This window comes from Agrobacterium sp. ST15.13.013, assembly GCF_027956525.1.
Classification (GTDB): Bacteria; Pseudomonadota; Alphaproteobacteria; order Rhizobiales; family Rhizobiaceae; genus Agrobacterium; species Agrobacterium salinitolerans.
Genome location: NZ_JAQKGP010000020.1, coordinates 1 through 17,419, shown reverse-complemented (window position 1 = coordinate 17,419; position 17,419 = coordinate 1). Strand labels below are relative to the sequence as shown.

At 59.9% G+C, this 17,419-nt stretch carries 17 protein-coding genes and 1 pseudogene; 5 read left to right on the top strand and 13 right to left on the bottom strand.

What is annotated here, in order from left to right; genetic code table 11:
* The first annotated feature begins 1 nt into the window (after window position 1).
* From PL597_RS19020 to PL597_RS19005, 4 genes are all read left to right on the top strand, one after another.
* On the top strand, window positions 2-850 hold the full coding sequence (locus PL597_RS19020; RefSeq protein WP_271365983.1) for a sugar phosphate isomerase/epimerase family protein: 849 nt from the start codon (window positions 2-4) through the stop codon (window positions 848-850).
* A 25-nt stretch (window positions 851-875) separates the two neighbouring features.
* Complete coding sequence (locus PL597_RS19015; RefSeq protein ID WP_271365982.1) at window positions 876-1,541, top strand: nucleoside triphosphate hydrolase; 666 nt, start codon at window positions 876-878, stop codon at window positions 1,539-1,541.
* A 66-nt stretch (window positions 1,542-1,607) separates the two neighbouring features.
* Window positions 1,608-2,477, top strand: a complete 870-nt coding sequence (locus tag PL597_RS19010) for a D-psicose 3-epimerase (RefSeq protein WP_271365981.1) — start codon at window positions 1,608-1,610, stop codon at window positions 2,475-2,477.
* Window positions 2,478-2,636: 159 nt separating this feature from the next.
* Complete coding sequence (locus tag PL597_RS19005; protein WP_271365980.1) at window positions 2,637-3,632, top strand: hypothetical protein; 996 nt, start codon at window positions 2,637-2,639, stop codon at window positions 3,630-3,632.
* Window positions 3,633-3,646: 14 nt separating this feature from the next.
* Here PL597_RS19005 and ehuA read toward each other — a convergent pair whose 3' ends face one another.
* The 11 genes from ehuA to PL597_RS18950 form a co-directional block, all read right to left on the bottom strand.
* Window positions 3,647-4,426: an ectoine/hydroxyectoine ABC transporter ATP-binding protein EhuA gene (gene ehuA / locus PL597_RS19000; RefSeq protein WP_137411098.1), complete on the bottom strand. Its 780-nt coding sequence runs from the start codon at window positions 4,424-4,426 to the stop codon at window positions 3,647-3,649.
* Entirely contained in the window at window positions 4,423-5,115 is a 693-nt protein-coding gene (ehuD, locus tag PL597_RS18995; RefSeq protein WP_080793428.1) for an ectoine/hydroxyectoine ABC transporter permease subunit EhuD, read from the bottom strand. Before ehuD ends, ehuA begins: the two co-directional genes overlap by 4 nt.
* Window positions 5,116-5,127: 12 nt before the next feature.
* Window positions 5,128-5,793: an ectoine/hydroxyectoine ABC transporter permease subunit EhuC gene (ehuC, locus tag PL597_RS18990; RefSeq protein ID WP_191217946.1), complete on the bottom strand. Its 666-nt coding sequence runs from the start codon at window positions 5,791-5,793 to the stop codon at window positions 5,128-5,130.
* Window positions 5,794-5,853: 60 nt separating this feature from the next.
* Window positions 5,854-6,705: an ectoine/hydroxyectoine ABC transporter substrate-binding protein EhuB gene (gene ehuB, locus PL597_RS18985; RefSeq protein WP_077983852.1), complete on the bottom strand. Its 852-nt coding sequence runs from the start codon at window positions 6,703-6,705 to the stop codon at window positions 5,854-5,856.
* Window positions 6,706-6,766: 61 nt separating this feature from the next.
* Complete coding sequence (gene doeB / locus PL597_RS18980) at window positions 6,767-7,780, bottom strand: N(2)-acetyl-L-2,4-diaminobutanoate deacetylase DoeB (protein ID WP_137411095.1); 1,014 nt, start codon at window positions 7,778-7,780, stop codon at window positions 6,767-6,769.
* A gap of 4 nt (window positions 7,781-7,784) precedes the next feature.
* Complete coding sequence (gene doeA / locus PL597_RS18975; RefSeq protein ID WP_137411094.1) at window positions 7,785-8,963, bottom strand: ectoine hydrolase DoeA; 1,179 nt, start codon at window positions 8,961-8,963, stop codon at window positions 7,785-7,787.
* Window positions 8,960-9,973 (bottom strand): ectoine utilization protein EutC, encoded by a 1,014-nt coding sequence (eutC, locus tag PL597_RS18970; protein ID WP_137411093.1) that lies wholly within the window; start codon window positions 9,971-9,973, stop codon window positions 8,960-8,962. Before eutC ends, doeA begins: the two co-directional genes overlap by 4 nt.
* Window positions 9,970-10,989: a hydroxyectoine utilization dehydratase EutB gene (eutB, locus tag PL597_RS18965; protein ID WP_271365977.1), complete on the bottom strand. Its 1,020-nt coding sequence runs from the start codon at window positions 10,987-10,989 to the stop codon at window positions 9,970-9,972. Before eutB ends, eutC begins: the two co-directional genes overlap by 4 nt.
* A gap of 68 nt (window positions 10,990-11,057) precedes the next feature.
* Entirely contained in the window at window positions 11,058-12,506 is a 1,449-nt protein-coding gene (gene ehuR, locus PL597_RS18960; protein ID WP_271365975.1) for a MocR-like ectoine utilization transcription factor EhuR, read from the bottom strand.
* Window positions 12,507-12,665: 159 nt separating this feature from the next.
* Window positions 12,666-14,069: an aspartate aminotransferase family protein gene (locus tag PL597_RS18955; RefSeq protein ID WP_077983964.1), complete on the bottom strand. Its 1,404-nt coding sequence runs from the start codon at window positions 14,067-14,069 to the stop codon at window positions 12,666-12,668.
* Between the two features lie 13 nt (window positions 14,070-14,082).
* Window positions 14,083-15,549 carry an NAD-dependent succinate-semialdehyde dehydrogenase gene (locus PL597_RS18950; protein ID WP_271365972.1) on the bottom strand — a complete coding sequence of 489 codons (1,467 nt, stop codon included), beginning with the start codon at window positions 15,547-15,549 and terminating at the stop codon, window positions 14,083-14,085.
* Window positions 15,550-15,670: 121 nt separating this feature from the next.
* On the opposite strand from PL597_RS18950, the gene PL597_RS18945 reads away from it, so the two are divergent.
* Window positions 15,671-16,138, top strand: coding sequence for an Lrp/AsnC family transcriptional regulator (locus PL597_RS18945; RefSeq protein ID WP_191217954.1), 468 nt, complete (start codon window positions 15,671-15,673; stop codon window positions 16,136-16,138).
* A gap of 23 nt (window positions 16,139-16,161) precedes the next feature.
* Here PL597_RS18945 and PL597_RS18940 read toward each other — a convergent pair whose 3' ends face one another.
* Window positions 16,162-16,971: a cyclase family protein gene (locus PL597_RS18940; protein WP_191217955.1), complete on the bottom strand. Its 810-nt coding sequence runs from the start codon at window positions 16,969-16,971 to the stop codon at window positions 16,162-16,164.
* Window positions 16,972-17,148: 177 nt separating this feature from the next.
* Window positions 17,149-17,419 (bottom strand): annotated as a pseudogene (locus tag PL597_RS18935) (MFS transporter); the annotation flags it as partial.

The window sequence follows — 17,419 nt, the reverse complement described above, 5'->3', positions numbered from 1 at the left end:
CGTGAAAGGCTTCGGTGTTCACGCAATGATGTGGTCTCTGAAATGGGACCACGAAAACGCCCGACGGTCCATCGCCGCTGCTGCGGATTACGGGCAGGATTTCATCGAGATTCCGCTTATCGATATACCCTCCGTCGATGCAAAACACACGCGCGCCCTGCTGGAGAAGTACCGCCTGCGCGCCGTCTGTTCGCTGGTGCTGCCGGAGCCCGCCTGGGCGTCCGTGCGTCCCGATGCGGCAATCGACCATCTGAATGCCGCGCTCGACAAGGCCGCCGATATGGGGGCGGAGGCGCTGACGGGGGTCACCTATGGCGGCACCAATGAGCGAACCGGATTTCCGCCGACACAGGGTGAATATGACAATGTGACAAGGGCGCTTTCGCGGGCTGCCGGTCACGCCAAAACGCTCGGCCTGCAATTAGGTATCGAGACCGTCAACCGCTACGAAAACCATCTGCTCAATTCCGCCGAGCAGGCGGTGGCGCTGGTGGAGCGCATCGGTGCGGACAACGTCTTTATCCATCTCGATACCTTCCACATGAACATGGAGGAAAAGGGCATCGCAAACGGCATCATCACCGCCCGCAACCACCTGAAATACATGCATATGTCGGAAAGCGACCGCGGCACGCCCGGGTTTGGCAACGTTGACTGGGACGAAGTGTTTTCCGCACTCGCCGCCATCGGTTTCAAGGGCGTGCTGACGCTCGAAAGTTTTGTCGCGATGCCGAAGGACATGGCGGGCGTGATTTCGACCTGGCGGCCGGTTGCGCCCAGCGCCGATGAGGTTCTCGACAAGGGCCTGGCATTCCTGCGCGACAAGGCGAACCAGTACCGGGTTTTCTGACAGTACCACTATCGAGGCGAGCACCTTGAACACTATTGACGATAATGCCCGTGAAATTGCGGGCCTGACCCTCAAGCGTCTTGCCGGCGCCAATGGGCGGCGTGTGATGATTGCGATTGCCGGTGCGCCCGGATCGGGAAAGTCCACCATTGCCGAGCATGTGGTTGACCTTTTGAACGCGGGCGAAGGCGTGTCTGGGGCACTCTTGCCAATGGATGGCTTTCATTATGACGATGCCGTGCTGGAAGAGATGAAGCGCCGTCCCTTCAAGGGCGCAATCGATACGTTCGATGCTCACGGCTTGCGCCACATGCTTGAGCGCCTGAAGGCAAATGAGGACGACGTCGTCGCTGTCCCAGTCTTTGATCGCGCGATTGAAATTGCCCGGGCAGGCGGCCGGCTCATCTCGCAATCCGTCGATATCATTGTCTGTGAGGGCAATTATCTCCTTGCCAGCCAGTCGCCTTGGGATCGTCTCAAACAGATTTTTGACCTGACGGTCTTTGTCGATGTCGATGAGGACGACCTGCGTGCACGGCTGAGAGAGCGTTGGCGCAGCTTTGGCCTCGGTGAGGACGAGATCAATCGCAAGGTTGAAGAGAATGACCTTCCGAACGGCCGGTTCATCATTTCCGCGAGCACAGAGCCGGACCTTCATATCGGAAATCCGGGAAGCAAGCCGACTTCGTGAAGCCGGCTGAGCCGCTGTCCCGCCCAAATTCAAATTCAGCGAAACAGAAAAGCGAAAGAGATCCCCATGAAACACGGCATCTATTATTCTTACTGGGAACATGAGTGGAGCGCCAGGTTCGGCCCCTATATCGAGAAGGTCGCCAGGCTCGGTTTCGATATCATCGAAGTCGCCGCCCACCACATCAATGAATACAGCGACGCCGAACTCGCCGTCATCAGGCAGAGCGCGAAGGATAACGGCATCATCCTCACCGCCGGCATCGGCCCCTCGAAAACGAAGAACCTGTCGTCGGAGGATGCTTCCGTGCGCGCAGCCGGCAAGGCGTTCTTTGAACGCACTCTTACCAATGTCGCCAAGCTCGACATCCATACCATCGGCGGCGCATTGCATTCCTATTGGCCGATCGACTATTCGCAGCCGGTCGACAAGGCGGGTGATTATGCGCGCGGCGTCGAGGGCATTCACGGCATTGCCGATTTCGCCAATGATCTCGGCATCAACCTGTGCATCGAAGTCCTCAACCGCTTTGAAAACCACGTGCTCAACACGGCGGCCGAAGGTGTTGCCTTCGTCAAGGATGTCGGCAAGAACAATGTGAAGGTCATGCTGGATACCTTCCACATGAATATCGAGGAAGACAGTTTTGGCGAGGCCATCCGCACGGCTGGCCCGTTGCTGGGGCATTTTCATACCGGTGAGAGCAATCGCCGCGTACCGGGCAAGGGCAGGATGCCCTGGCACGAAATTGGTCTGGCCCTTCGCGATATCAATTACACCGGTGCTGTTGTCATGGAGCCCTTCGTCAAGACTGGCGGCACGATCGGCTCTGATATCAAGGTGTGGCGCGATCTCAGCGGCGGCGCCGACCTGGCGAAAATGGACGAGGATGCCCGCAATGCCCTGGCATTTTCCCGTTTCGTGCTTGGCGGCTGATGGCTGATAAGCGCATTGACCGGGCGGCGGCTATCTGTCGCCCGGGCAGCCACTGCTATGTTCGCCCGCAATCGCCGAGTTGAAAAGACAACCGCTTGTGGGCTAAAGCACTGATGTCTCTTCGGGATCAAAGCGATCCGCCCAAGACCATTGGTTTGCATGATCCCTGTCGCACTCCCGTCCGTCGAAGCGTTGCTTCTCCTTGCCTTCTTGCTCATCACGACCCTCATATGGATCGCCTGGACGCTCTCGCTGTTCGTGCAATATGTGGCAGGCCGCTGGAAACGTCCGATGATCCTGCCCTATGGGCTGGTAACCACCGTCGCGCTTTTCACCCTCTTTCGGTTCGGTGATTTTTATCTCCAGATGCGCGCCTATGACAAAGAGAGGACGGCAAGCCATCGGCCGGAACTGCTCGAGCCGGCGCGCCTTTGCCAGATCGATATGCCCAAGGGCACCAAACTCGAACTGGCCATTGCCAACGACAGGGAAGCCTTCGACCGGGCCGTGTTTCCGCATCCGGTGCGGGTGGCGGATATCGATGCCGTCGAAATCGCCCGTTATATTGCGATAGAAACCAACGAGAATTATGAAACGGTGGGCTTTACCCCGCAGACCATGCGGATCACCGGCAACGGCGTGACCACCCAGAACGGCTGGCGCTGCGACGCGACGCAACCGGTGGAATTCGTTCTTTCGCCCGATGGCGGCATCTCCGCTTTCAGCAACTGCACTCTTTCGGATGGCAATGTTGTCGACGGCATCACTCTGCCGAAAGGCACGTCCCTGCGTGCCTCCACCGGCAATGTCTATATTGATGGCTTTGTCGATTCCGATCGATGGGTTCTCGATACGGCTCAGGACCATACCATTCACATCGACAGTTTCGATCTTTCCGAGGCGACGCTTGCCCTTGATGGCGAGCGAAAAGTCCACGAGATCAAAAGAGGTGTCCTGTCAAAAGACGCAACGCTCGGGACGCTTCACCATGCCGCCGGAACCAGTATTCGCTACAATCCCCGGCATCTTCGCAACGACTATCCCGGCGCGTGGTTTATAATTCCGCCTCTGCCCGCTGCCGATGCTCCACCGGTGCCGCTGCACGATATCGTGCAGGGCAGGGACGGAAAGGTTCTGTCCAGCCCTGCCGACTGACGGCACTATAGAATTCACCGTAAGACGGAGGCGAGAAATTCGCGTGTGCGGTCTTCTTTCGGCTGGCCGAAAATCTCGTCCGGTTTCCCCTGTTCGCAGATGCGGCCCTTGTCGAAGAAGCAGACGCGGTCCGAGACTTCCCGGGCAAAGCGCATTTCGTGGGTGACGAGAAGCATCGTCAGGTCATGCTCATGGGCCAGGTCGCGGATGACGGACAGCACTTCGCCAACCAGTTGCGGGTCGAGCGCCGATGTCGGTTCATCGAAAAGCAGGACACGCGGACGCATGGCAAGCGAGCGGGCAATGGCGACGCGCTGCTGTTGCCCGCCGGAAAGCTGCACTGGATAATGATCCTTCTTATCCACAAGCCCGACCATCTTCAGCAATTCGATTGCGCGCGCCTCCGCCTCTGCGCGGCTGATGCCCAGAACCCGCACCGGCGCCTCCACGATATTGCGAAGGACGGTCATATGGGGAAAGAGATTGAAGCTCTGGAACACCATGCCGACGTGATTGCGGATCTGGCGAAGATGCTTTTCGGAGGCTTTGAAAGGTCCTTTGCCGCCCGGCTCCTGGTAGGACATGTCCGCAAGCCTCAGTCTTCCCTCCTGGAACGGCTCTAGCGTCATGAGAATGCGCAGGACCGTTGATTTGCCGGAGCCTGATGGACCGATGAGGGTGACTTTTTCGCCCTTCGCGACGCTGAAATTGAACCGGTCGAGCACCGTCAGAATGCCGAAGCGTTTCGTGACATCGGAAAATTCGATCAGTGGCTTGTTGGTGGTGTTGGTCATCGCAAGGGAATTCCTGCTTTTGGAAGCGCCCTTTGCAGGCGGCTGAGGCCTGCCGAGCAGATTATGGTCAGAAGGAGGAAGATCAGGCCGACCAGCGTCAGCGGCACCAGATATTCGAAGGTGCGCTCGCCGATCATATTGGCAAGCCCCATCATTTCTAGAACCGTGACGACGGATAGCACCGGCGTTTCCTTGATCATGGCGACAAGATAATTGCCCATGGCCGGAACGATGCGCGGAATCGCCTGCGGGATGATGATGTCCCTGTAGGTCTGCATGTGCGTGAGATTAAGCGCCGTCGCCGCTTCCCATTGGCCGTGATGCACCGCCTCTATCCCGCCGCGATAGACTTCGGACGTATAGGCGGCATATTGCAGGCCGAGCGCCAGCGCGCCGGTGAGAAATGCCGGCAGGACAATGCCGAAATCCGGAAGCACGTAATAGAGGAAGAACAGCTGCACCAGAAGCGGCGTATCGCGCAGGAACTCGACAATCAGCGCGGTCGGCCAAGAGATCATTTTCACCTGGCTGCGGCGTAGCAGTGCAAAGACGAGCCCCAGAACCAGCGCGATGGCAAAGCCGGCGGCGGCGGCCTTCAGCGTCACCGTGAGCCCGATCAGAATGATGGGCAGGATGGAGGTCGTGTAGGTGAGCCAGGTGGTCGTATCCCATTCGTAACCATACATCATGAGCAGATATCCTTACGAATGGCGCGTGCGCGGGAAGACGTTGCCGCGCCGCACGAAGCGTTCGATCACCCGGATGACGACCATCAGGATCAGCGACATCGCGAAATAACAAAGCAGCGTAATCGAATAGATGCTGGCGCTATCGAGCGTCAGGTTGCGGATCGACTGCGCCGCAAAAGTGAGATCGGCAATCGAGATCAACGACACGAGCGATGAAAGCTTCAGCGTTTCGATGGCGAGATTGCCGAAGGCCGGCATCATCTCGACAACGGCCTGCGGCAGCGAGATGCGAAACAGCGTCTGCATCCGCGTGAAGTTCAGCGCGCGTGCGGCCTCCAACTGCTGCACCGAGACGGAGGACAGCGCGCCGCGAACAATTTCCGCGCCGTAGCCTCCGGCATGGGCGGCAAGCACCAGCACCCCCGTCGTGATCGGATCGAAGCTCAATCCGATGAGCGGCAGGGCGTAGTAGAACCAGAAAAGCTGCACCAGCAGCGAGGTGCCGCGGAACACTTCCGTATAACAGAGCGCGATTGCCGACAGGATCGGTCCACCCTCGACGCGCAGGATGCCGAAGAAAAAGGCAAGCACCGTGCCGACGGCAAGGGCTGCAAGCGTAATCGTCATCGTGACGACCGCGCCTTGCCATAACATCGGCAGATAGGCAGTCATGTCCATCTGGAGATTTCCCGAATTCCCGAGGAACGGCGCCCGGTTATGCCCGGGCGCCGGCTGGCATTATTTGCCGGCGCAGAGATCGGCGACCTTCTTTTCGGCTGCTGCCGCAATACTCTGTTCGGACAGGCCGTATTTGGTGAGGATCTTTTTGTAGTCGTCCGTCTTGCGGAATTCCACGAGCGCCGCGTTGAAGGCGTCACGCAGCTCCTTGTCTTCCGGGCGGAAAGCGAAACCGCCGTAATTGCGCACCGGCGCATCCTTCACGACCGGATCGGTGAAAGGCGTCACCTGCTCGACGTTCGCCTGACCCTTGGCGAGTTCCGAAACCGTCAGTTCCGTGGCCGCATAGGCGTCGACTCGGCTTTGCACGGTGGGAATAGCGTCGGCATTGGCAGGGATGAACACGATCTGCTCTTCCTTGACCCCGACTGCGCGCAGGAAATCGACGTTGTTTGCGCCGGAAACAACGGCGACCTTCAATGAGGGGTCCTTGGCGATATCGGCGTAGGTGGTAAGCTTTTTCGGATTGCCTTTCTTCACCAGCAGTCCTTCGCCATAGGACGAGTTCGGTTCGGTGAAGGCGACCTGCTTGCAGCGCTCCGGCGAGATGTTCTGTTCGGCGGCCGCAAAATCGAAGCGACGGGCTTTGAGGCCGGGGATCAGCGTGCCGAAGGGCGTCACCGTCCAGTTGACCTCTTCGATACCCATCGATTTCAGAACCGCATTGGCCACATCCGGGCCGATGCCGGCGGAGGTGCCGTCTGGCTGCATATAGGAATAGGGCACTTCATTGGCCGTGGCGGCGCGGATATAGCCCTGGCTTTTGACTTCTTCGACGGTGAGCGCGCTGGCTGACGTCACGCCGATGGTGAGAGCGAGGGCGGAAAGCCCGGCTAGTCTGATCATACGCATGTTCTTACTCCTCTGGTTGGGTTGCGTGGTCCGTTTTCGGATCTCACGATGTTTCTAGTGACTAGGTATTCTCCGTGACCGTGGCGATGACGGAAAGGCAGTCTCCGGCCTTGATGAGGCCGGGAACGTGGCGTGCGGCAAGCACGCCACTGAGGGAGGCGCGATAATCGACCGGCGCAAGGCCGGTTTTGCCGATCGGATAAACCCGGGCGATTGTCTCACCCGCCGTGACCGCGTCTCCCAGATCGCGAACAAAAGCGACGAGCCCGTCGTCTTCGGCAAAGGTGAAGCAGTCGCTGGAGGGCATATCCAGCCAACGGCTTTTTGCGGGAACGGGTGAACCGGCTAAAATGCCCGTGTGGCGCAGCAGATTGACGATGCCTTTCCGCGCGATATCGATCGATTTCGCGCTTGCCGTGCCCGCGCCGCCCAGCTCCGTTGTGACAAAGACCTTGCCCAACTCCTCGACGGTCGTGTCCAGCATGCCAACGGCGTCGATTTCGAGCATCCTCATTGAATAGGGGGCGGCGAAAGCCGCCACCGCTTCAAAACACCGGCCCTCCTGCGTCTTGTCGGGCAATTCGTGAGCCGCCGCATATGGCAGGAAATCAAGTGTCCTGCCGCCGGAATGGAAATCGAGAACGATATCCGCAAGCGGTATCAGATGGCGGGTCACGTAATCGGCGATCTTCTCCGTCACCGTGCCGTCAGGGCGGCCGGGAAAACTGCGATTGAGGTTTCCCCGGTCGATGGGTGAGGTGCGTGTGCCTGCGCGGAAAGCCGGGTAGTTGAGCGCCGGCACGATGATGATACGCCCCTTCACTTCGGCCGGATCGAGCGTGTGGGCGAGTTCGAAGAGTGCTGCCGGTCCCTCATATTCGTCGCCATGGTTTGCGCCGGTCAGAAGCGCCGTTGGCCCTTCGCCATTGGCGATCACGCAGATCGGGATCATCACCGAGCCCCACGCGCTGTCATCGCGGCTGTATGGCAGCCGGAGATGACCGTGTTGCACGCCCTTGGCGTCAAAATCGACGGAGGGCGTGATCGGTGAGGGGCGAAGCGCGGTGCTCAACATCGTCTCAACCTTTCACGAAGAGTTGCCGCGGCACATTGGAAAGGCATTCGACACCGGTTTCGGTGATCGCAATGCTTTCGGTGATTTCGAGCCCCATGTCTTCAAGCCAGAGGCCGGTCATAAAGTGGAATGTCATACCGGGCTTCAACTCCGTGCGGTCGCCGGGTCGAAGGCTCATGGTGCGCTCGCCCCAGTCCGGCGGATAGGAAAGTCCGATTGGATAGCCGGTGCGGTTGTCCTTGATGATCCCGTATTTTTTCAGCACGGCGAAAAAGGCATTGGCGATGTCCTCGCAGGTGTTGCCGGGCTTGGCTGCGGAAAGGCCGGCCTCCATGCCCTCAAGCGTTGCTTTTTCTGCGTCAAGGAATGCCTGTGTCGGCTTGCCGAGAAAGACCGTGCGTGACAGCGGGCAATGATAACGGCGGTAAGCGCCTGCGATTTCGAAGAAGGTGCCTTCGCCTGATCGCATCGGCTTGTCGTCCCATGTCAAATGCGGCGCCGAGGCGTCGGCACCCGAAGGGAGGAGCGGCACGATGGCGGGATAGTCGCCGCCGAACTCGGCGGTGCCACGAATGCCGGCATCGTATATTTCGGCCACCAGATCGCATTTGCGCATGCCCGGCTCAACGACGTCGACAATACGCTTGTGCATCAGTTCGACGATCTTGCCAGCCTTGCGCATATAGTTGAGTTCGGCCGGGCTTTTCACCGCGCGCTGCCAGTTCACGAGACCAGCGGCGTCCTTGAAACGGGCGTTCGGCAGATGTGTTTGCAGCGATGCAAAGGCGGCTGCCGAGAAATAATAATTGTCCATCTCGACGCCGACCGTCAGGCCGGACCAGCCCCGTTCCTCGATGATCTCAGACAACAGGTCCATCGGGTGCCGTTCGGTCGATTGAACGTAGTGATCGGGGTAGCCGATGATATTGTCGTGGGCGAGATAGGCTGTGCGCCTAGCGCCGTTGGCATCCTGCTTGCGGCCGTACCAGATCGGCTCGCCCTCCGGCGGCACCAGCACGCATTGGTGGACGTAGAAGGACCAGCCGTCATAACCGGTCAGCCAATGCATGTTGGACGGGTCAGTGACGACCAGAAGATCGATCCCGGCTTTCTCCATAGCCTTGCGGGTTTTGGACAGGCGCGCGGCATATTCCTCGCGCGTAAAGTTCAGCGTTACGCTCACGCCGCGTCTCCCATTTTTATGGTGTTTTCGATTGTTTGACCGCTCTTGGCTTCCTTTGCGCGGGCAAAGGCCAGATTGGCGATAGCCGTGTCCTGTACGCCGGCGCCGGTCAGATCGGCAAAGGTGATGTCCTTGCCCGATACGCGGCCCTGCACCTTGCCGGCAATGACGTCCCCAAGTTCCGCGAAGTGCTGATCCAACGCGGCACGCCCGGCGGCGATGGCGTGATGCAACTCACCGAGAATACGGGTCTGCGAGATGCGGTCCGCGACATAGCGCGCTCTGGCGAACACGGCCGGATCGATCTCGTTCTTGTGTTCGGCATCCGATCCCATGGCTGTCAGATGCTGGCCTTCTTCCAGCCAGTCGGCAAAGAGGATCGGGCTTTCGGCGGGCGTCGTTGTTACAATGATATCGGCACCCCGCGCGGCAGCCTGCGGATCGGCCAAAGCGGCAATCTCGATGCCGTGTTCGCTGGCGAAATCGCCCGCAAGTCTCTCGGCCTTCTGGTGGTCCCGCGCCCATATCCTCGCCGATCTGATCGGGCGCACGAGCATCAGGGCTTCGAGCTGCAAACGCGCCTGCATGCCCGCCCCGAAGATCGCGGCGACGGACGCGTCTTTGCGGGCCAGGTGCCGCGCCGCGACAGCACCTGCCGCGGCGGTCCGCACATCGGTAAGATAGCCGTTGTCGAGGAGAAGGGCCTCCACCAGCCCGGTCCTTGCGCTGAAAAGGATCATGAGACCGTTGAGGCTCGGCAGGCCGAATTTCGGATTGTCGAAGAAACCGGGGCTGACCTTGATAGCGAAACCATCAAAGCCCGGCACATAGGCCGTCTTCACATCCACTTCGCCGCGGAACTCCGGGATATCGAGCCGCATGATCGGCGGCATGGCGACGGTCTGCGTTGCGAGCGCCGCAAAGGCCCGCTCCACGCAGTCGACCGCCGAGAGATCTAGCTTGATGACACCGCGCAGGTCTTTTTCGGTCAGAATGGTGATGCGGCTCATGCGGCTCCCCCGTCGATGATGGTCTTATGGACCGCCGGGTCGATATTTCCGCCCGATACGATGATGGCGGTCGGACCGCTCATGTCGATCTTGCCGGATAGGATTGCAGCGAAACCAACGGCGCCCGCGCCCTCGACCGTCAAATCTTCTTCGCGTGCCGCATGGCGGATACCGGCTGCAATCTCGTCTTCGGAAACCAGCACGATCTCATCAAGGAGTTCCCGGCAAAGTGCGAATGTCACGCGGTTCTTCAGTCCAATTCCGCCGCCCAGCGAATCCGCCAGCGTTTCTTCCTCCCGTATTGCGACGGGCCGGCCGGCTGCAACCGACGCATGCATGGCCGCGCCCCGCTCCATGGAAATGCCGATGACCCGTGCCCGTGGCTTCAGCGCCTTGACCGCAACGGCGATGCCGCCCGCAAGGCCGCCGCCGGAAAGAGGAACGAGCACCGTCGCCAGCTCAAGCATGTCTTCGACGACCTCGAGACCTATCGTGCCCTGGCCGGCCACAACGTCAGCATCATCGAATGGCGGGATTGCGGTGAGACCATGGCTTGCAGTCAGGCGCTCCACCTCCTCTTGCGCGTCATCCTGTGACATGCCGACGATCCGGATTTCCGCACCGAGCGCGCGGATCGCTTCAACCTTGTTCGCCGGTACGAGTGCCGACATGCAGATCGTGGCGGGAATTCCGAGCTTGCTGGCCGCATAGGCCACAGCGCGGCCATGATTGCCGGTCGAGGCGGTGACAAGGCCTCGCCTGCGTGCGTCGTCGTCAAGCGACAGTATGGCGTTCATCGCGCCGCGCAGCTTGAAGGCGCCGATGGGCTGAAGGGTTTCAAGCTTGAGATGAACGGGGTGGCCACAGCGTTCAGACAGGACGTCCGAGCGGACCAACGGCGTGCGCTCCACCTGTCCGGCAAGCCGCAATGCTGCCTGCTCTATCGCGGCCAGTGAGACCGGAAGCGGGTTTTTATCGGCGGATATGGACAGGTTTTCGCTCTTCATGATTGTCATGTTGTGAGCGAAGTAAAATCATGTCAATTATTATATTGTAATGATTCAATGATTTTCGAGCGACTGTCTCAGCCGATTGAACCGATATCGTAGACCGGCGGCAATTGCTCGAAGGTCTGCCGCACGGTGGTCAAGGCTTTGACGAGGCTTGGGTGATTGAGCCGTCCACCGAGACATATGCGGATGCCGCCGCCATGGCCGGCACCGGCAATGAATGGTTCTGACGGCGTGACCGCGACGTTCTGGTTTGTGAGCGCGCGCACCAGACCGTCCTCCGTCCAGCGGGGTGGAACCTTCAGCCAGGCGCAGAAGGAGAGGGGGTGGGTCGAGGCGATATGGTTGCCCAATATGTCCGTGGCAATCTTTTGCCGCGCACGCACTTCGGCGCGCTGGACATTCAGCAGCCGCCGCGCTGTGCCGTTTTCGACCCAGCGCGTGGCGATTTCGGCCGTGAGATAGGTTCCGCTCCAGCTCGATACACGCAGGATAGAGGCGGCGCGGATGGAATAGGCAGGCGGCACGACGAGATAGCCGACGCGCAACCCCGTCAGCACCGTCTTGGTAAAGCTGGTGACGAAAAAACCAAGATCAGGCAGCATTTCGGTGATGGATGGCAGATCATCCTCGATGATCGGGCGATAGACTTCGTCCTCAATAACAAAGACGCCGTACCGTTCGGCAATCGCGGCGATCGCCTGTCTGCGTGCAACGCCGGAAACATGTCCCGTGGGATTGTTGAGAGTGGGAATGAGCACCAGCGCCTTGACGCCCCCGGCTGCGCAGGCGGCCTCCAGCGCGTCCGGCACTATACCTTCTTTGTCGGTCGGCAAGCCCTTGAGGCTGAAGCCCAGAATGTTCGACAGGCCGATGATGCCGTGGTCGGTGAGGTTTTCGCACAGAACCACGTCGTTTGAGCGGATGATGCAGCTCAAGGCGAGAAATATGCCATGCGCAGCGCCATTGGTGACGAGAATACGCTCCGCGCCGGCGGTGACACCCACCATTCCAAGCCAGATCCGGGCGGTTTCGCGATGGCTGTCGAGGCCCGCGACCGGACGGCAGGGGCGCATGAAGTCCGAATTGTCACCATCGGCCAGTTCGCGAAGTACGGCGCGCGAGGCGTTTTCATGGTCGTCGAGATAAACGCCGCGGATAATGGAGAGGTCGAGCACCTCGGTCGGGCTGTGATCGAGCATCATGCGGCCAGCACGGTCCGTCACCCGTGTTTTCACGAAGGTGCCGCGGCCGATTTCGCCGCTGAGGTAGCCCAGCCGTTCAGCCTCCTTGTAGGAGAGGCTGACGGTCTGGACCGATAGGCCGAGTTCGCGGGCGAGATCGCGGTGGGTCGGCATGCGGTCCATCGGCTTCAGGACGCCGGCGTCGATATCGGCGATGATTCGTTCCGTCAGCGCGGAATGTTTCGTTTCGCCCTTCTGTTTGGCCAGGATCGGCCGCCATGCCGCCGGTCTGGTTGCGGGCACCGGATCGGGGTTTGACGAATTGGCTTGACGACGCATGAAATTGTCTCGTTTTTGACGATATTGATTTCATGACATTATGCATTGTTCTGCGAAAAGATGAAGCCTTATGCAACACCGACGGCAACTGCGCCGCAGAGAGGCGCAGTTGCCGTCGAAATGAGCAGGATTTGCGATCGTTGAACGCCGTGCTGACGATCAGATTTTTTCGCCGGCCCGCACCAGATCATCCATGACGCTGCGGACTGCGGTTTCGGCGATGGCGATGATCTCGTCCACCTCCGCCTTCGTTGTGACGAGCGGCGGTGCAAAGCCCAGGATATCGCCATGCGGCATGGCGCGCGCAATAAGGCCCCCATTGCGTGCCGCCTTCGAAACGCGTGCGCCGACTGTGAGACCGGGGGCAAACCGCGTTTTCTTTTCACGATCCGCCACGAATTCGATGGCGCCCATGAGGCCCACACCGCGCACTTCGCCGACGATTGGAAGCTGGGCGAACTTCGCCTTCAATTGCTCCTGAAAATAGCTGCCGACAGCCCGGGCATTGCCGGGCAGGTCTTCCTTTTCCACGATGTCGAGCACGGCATTTGCCGCCGCTGCGCCGATCGGATGGCCGGAATAGGTGTAGCCGTGAGAGAAGGCGCCGACGCGGTCAGCGCCTTCCTCCATGACCTTGTAGACTTTTTCCCCAACGATGGCGCCGGAAAGCGGGAAATAGGCCGATGTCAGACCCTTGGCGACGGTGATGAGGTCCGGCTCGATGCCGTAATGTTGCGAGCCGAACATGGAGCCTGTGCGGCCGAAGCCGGTAATCACCTCATCGGCAATCAAAAGGACATCGTATTTTTTGAGAACATCCTGTATCGCCGGCCAGTAGCCTTCCGGCGGCGGCGTAATGCCGCCGGTGCCGAGCACTGGCTCGGCAATGAAGGCGCCTATCGTGTCGGGGCCTTCGCGCAGAATGAGTGCTTCCAGTTCGTCGGCGCGGCGTTTTGAGAATTCCAGCTCGGTTTCACCGGCTTCTGCGCCCCAGTAATGGTGCGGAGCGCCGGTGTGCAAAATGCCGGCGCGCGGCAGGTCCATGTGGTCGTGATAAAAGCTCATGCCTGTCATGGAGCCGGAAACTACGCTGCAGCCGTGATATCCCCTTTCGCGGGAGATGATTTTCTTCTTCTCCGGTTTGCCGCGCAGGTTGTTGTAATACCAGACGAGCTTAGCCTGGGTCTCGTTGGCGTCCGAGCCAGACATGCCGTAGAACACCTTGCTCATCTTGCCGGGTGCCATCTTCACCAGCCGGTCGGACAGGATCGCCAGTTCGTCCGTCGTGTGGGCGGCATAGGAATGGTAATAGGCAAGCCGATAGGCCTGACGGGAAATCGCTTCCGCCACCTCGGTGCGGCCATAGCCGACATTGACGCAATAAAGACCGGCAAAGCCATCGATCAACTGCTTGCCGTGGGCGTCCTGAATGCGGATGCCCTTGCCGGTTTCAACGATGGTTGGTTCGCCGAGCTTGCCGCTGGCGAAGTCCTTCAGCTGGGTGAATGGGTGCAGAACGGCGTTGCGATCCATTTGCGCGATGTTTTTAATGTCGATGGTCATAGGCGCGTTCCTTTCAGGCAGCCAGATTGCCGAAGCAGACATATTTGGGTTCGAGATATTCCATGAGGCCGTGACGCGAACCCTCACGACCGAGGCCGGACTGTTTCCAGCCGCCGAAGGGTATGGGCGCGCCGGTGAATTTCGGTGTATTGACGGCGACCATGCCGTATTCCAACTGGTCCGTCAGGCGCATCGCCCGGCCGAGATCGTTGGTGTAGACATAGGCCGCAAGCCCCATCTCCGTGGCATTGGCGCGTCGCACGACCTCCCGCTCGTCATCGAAGGGCAGCACGGCGGCCACCGGCCCGAATGTTTCTTCGCGCGCGATCAGCATGTCGTCGCTCACATCGGCGAGCACGGTGGGGGTGACGAAATTGCCGCCGAGCGGGCTGTCCTGTCCGCCGCAGACGAGACGTGCACCGGCAGAAAGCGCCTGCGCGATCTGCTGACGGCACTTTTCGGCGACGGACGGCCGGGTCATTGGCCCAATGTCGATGCCCGGTTCAAGGCCGTGGCCAACGGTCAGTCTGGAGGTCGCCTCGGCGAACCGCTCAATAAAACGGTCATAAAGCTCGCGCTGAACATAGATGCGGTTTGCCGCAAGGCAGTCCTGTCCGGATGTGGCGAATTTGGCGGCGAGGCAACCTTTCACGGTCTGGGAAAGGTCCGCATCGGCAAAGGCAATAAAGGGGGCATGGCCGCCAAGTTCAAGCGAGGCTTTTTTGATGGTCGCCGCCGATTGCGTGAGGAGTAGCCGTCCCACCTCGGTCGAACCGGTAAAGGAAAACGCCCGAACCTCAGCATGTTCCAGCAGGCGGCGCGCAAGCGGCGCGGCTTCCCCCGGCAAAACCTGCAACACACCGGCCGGCATGCCCGCCTCCTGTGCCAGTTTTGCCAGGGCCAGTGCCGAAAGCGGTGTTTCAGGCGCCGGTTTGACGATCATCGTGCAGCCGGCGCCCGCCTTGCGGGCGATCATGGCTGATGGGAAATTCCAGGGTGTGATGGCAGCCGTGACCCCTATCGGCTGCATCCGTACGGAGATGTTGCCGCCTTTGAGATGGCTTGGAATTGTCTCGCCGTAGGATCTTTCGCCTTCGCTTGCAAACCAGTCGAGAAAGGCTGCTGCATAGGAAATTTCACCGAGCGATTCCGAAAGCGGCTTTCCCTGTTCGGCGCTGATGATAACTGCGAGATCGCGGGCATTGTCACGCATCAGCCGGCCCCATGTCCGAAGGACGTCGCCGCGTTCGACGGGCAGCATGTCCCGCCACCGGAGGAATGCTCTGCCTGCGGTTTCGACCGCCGCGTCCACGTCGTTCAGGGAGCAGGAAGAGACATCGAGCAGATGATCTCCGCTTGCCGGATCGACAACGCCCAGCGTCTCCTTACGCGCCACCCATTGCCCATCCAGAAAGGCACGATGCTCGACCAGCTCCGGTCGGTGAAGGTTTTTAAGCGCTGCGCTGGCGATAGCTTCCATCGGCAAGATCCCTTTTCATTTGCCAGAAGGTTAACTGCGCTGCATGATTGATTGACGGCGTTTAAGCGCGCCCTTACGCAGAAATTATGCTTAGTTTATTATTCAGATGCAGGAATCCCGCATGACCCAGATAGATCGAGCCGACCGGGCGCTGCTTGACGCCGTGCAGAAGAACAATCGCCTGACCTCGGAAGACCTGGCCAAAGTCGTCAACCTGTCGCCAACCGCGTGCCAGCGCCGGTTGAAGCGTCTGCGTGATGAGGGGGTGATCGAAGCCGATGTGGCAATCATTTCGCCCAAGGCCGTCGGGCGCGGCATTACCATGATCGTTCTCGTCTCACTGGAGCGAGAAAGGGCCGATATTGTCGACCGTTTCAAAGCCGCCATTCGCGCCACGCGGGAGGTGATGATCGGTTATTATGTGACAGGCGATGCCGATTTCATCCTGGTAATCACGGCAAAGGACATGGAGGACTACGAGGCCTTCACCCGCCGGTTTTTTTACGAGAACCACGACATCAAGGGGTTCAAGACGATGGTCGTCATGGACCGCGTCAAGGCCGGCTTCGCCTTTCCAATCGACCCATGACTGAACGGAAGGGGCTCCCGGTGTCAGACCAGGGCCAGAATACGGGCTGGGCCGCCCGTTCCGCCGCGGTGTGCCGGCGCGCCGACGATTATGGTCGCTCCCTTGACCGGCAGAGCCTCGAGGTTGTTCAGCCCTTCGATACCGTAGCGTCCTGCTGGCAGCCAGGAATTGTGGACCGCGAAATCTGCGGAGTTGCCCGGATCCAGAGAAAGTGTGTCGACGCCAATGGCGACGGTGTCGAGCTTGAGCAGAAGGTCGGTCGCCGATTTGCCGAAACCGGGGAAGGCGAATTGTCCGGCTTCGTCATTGCGGAATGAGGGACTCTTCACTTTGGTTGCCCATCCGGAGCGTAAAGCCACGATTGCACCTGTCGGGATGTCGCCATTCGCAGATATCCAGCGCTCGATGTCTTCGGCTTCAATGGTGGAATTGGCATCCTCTTTGGCGCGGTCGGTGATGTCGATGATGACAAGCGGAGCGACAAGTTTCTGCGGCTCCAGTTGGTCGACGCTCGCGCCATCGGCGCTGAAGTGGAAAGGCGCATCGATATGGGTGCCGGTATGTTCGTAGATGGTGAGTTTGTGGAGCTGATAGCCGTCTTTGGCGATCTGCGCTGCCCACTCATATTCTATGCCCGGTTTGCCATCGAAGGTGGGAAATGCGGAATCATAGGTGTGAGTGAGATCAACGACCTCCCGGGGCGATTGCGCAAGCGCCGGGGAAGCCAGACTGCCCGCCGTCATGGCCGTCAAACCGGCCGCAGCGCCCTTGAACAGCAGGCGCCGTGAAAGCATGTTCTTTTTGACGTTCTCGATCACGCAGTTGTTGCACATGCCTCAGTCCCTCCATTGAGAAATCCCTTTTCCAAAGCGTAGCGCAAAGGTGGGGTGACGCAAGGCGGGACATCCCCTGATTTTTGACCCGTGCTGACGTGGCGGTTTCGGCAAGCCGCCGGCCATCAGGTGGCCGCAGGCAAATGCATTGCCTGCGGCCCCGGAAAGGCAGAGGGATCAATCACGACGTTGCAGCAAGGCCAGAGCTACCGTGGATGCGGCCAGTATCGCGGTCAGCGCCAGCGGCGCAGTGGCACCGTAGGAATCGACGATATAGCCGCCGAAGACCGCACCGATACTGATGGCCACCTGAAAGGAAACGACCATCAGGCTGCCTGCTGCTTCCAGCGCATCGGGTGCACCGCGGGAAAGATTGGTCGGCAGCACCACGGGCGCCATGCCGAAGGCAAGGCCCCAAAGCGCGACGAGCGCGAATGCGGCGCCGCTG

Coding starts and splice junctions, on each gene's coding strand:
- eutC (WP_137411093.1), bottom strand. CDS start 9,973: ATGAGCCGCATCACCATTCTGACCGAAAAAGACCTGCGCGGTGTCATC.
- doeB (WP_137411095.1), bottom strand. CDS start 7,780: ATGTTGAGCACCGCGCTTCGCCCCTCACCGATCACGCCCTCCGTCGAT.
- PL597_RS18940 (WP_191217955.1), bottom strand. CDS start 16,971: ATGTGCAACAACTGCGTGATCGAGAACGTCAAAAAGAACATGCTTTCA.
- PL597_RS18950 (WP_271365972.1), bottom strand. CDS start 15,549: ATGGAAGCTATCGCCAGCGCAGCGCTTAAAAACCTTCACCGACCGGAG.
- eutB (WP_271365977.1), bottom strand. CDS start 10,989: ATGACAATCATGAAGAGCGAAAACCTGTCCATATCCGCCGATAAAAAC.
- PL597_RS18955 (WP_077983964.1), bottom strand. CDS start 14,069: ATGACCATCGACATTAAAAACATCGCGCAAATGGATCGCAACGCCGTT.
- PL597_RS19010 (WP_271365981.1), top strand. CDS start 1,608: ATGAAACACGGCATCTATTATTCTTACTGGGAACATGAGTGGAGCGCC.
- ehuA (WP_137411098.1), bottom strand. CDS start 4,426: ATGACCAACACCACCAACAAGCCACTGATCGAATTTTCCGATGTCACG.
- PL597_RS19005 (WP_271365980.1), top strand. CDS start 2,637: ATGATCCCTGTCGCACTCCCGTCCGTCGAAGCGTTGCTTCTCCTTGCC.
- PL597_RS18945 (WP_191217954.1), top strand. CDS start 15,671: ATGACCCAGATAGATCGAGCCGACCGGGCGCTGCTTGACGCCGTGCAG.
- ehuD (WP_080793428.1), bottom strand. CDS start 5,115: ATGATGTATGGTTACGAATGGGATACGACCACCTGGCTCACCTACACG.
- ehuR (WP_271365975.1), bottom strand. CDS start 12,506: ATGCGTCGTCAAGCCAATTCGTCAAACCCCGATCCGGTGCCCGCAACC.
- ehuC (WP_191217946.1), bottom strand. CDS start 5,793: ATGGACATGACTGCCTATCTGCCGATGTTATGGCAAGGCGCGGTCGTC.
- ehuB (WP_077983852.1), bottom strand. CDS start 6,705: ATGCGTATGATCAGACTAGCCGGGCTTTCCGCCCTCGCTCTCACCATC.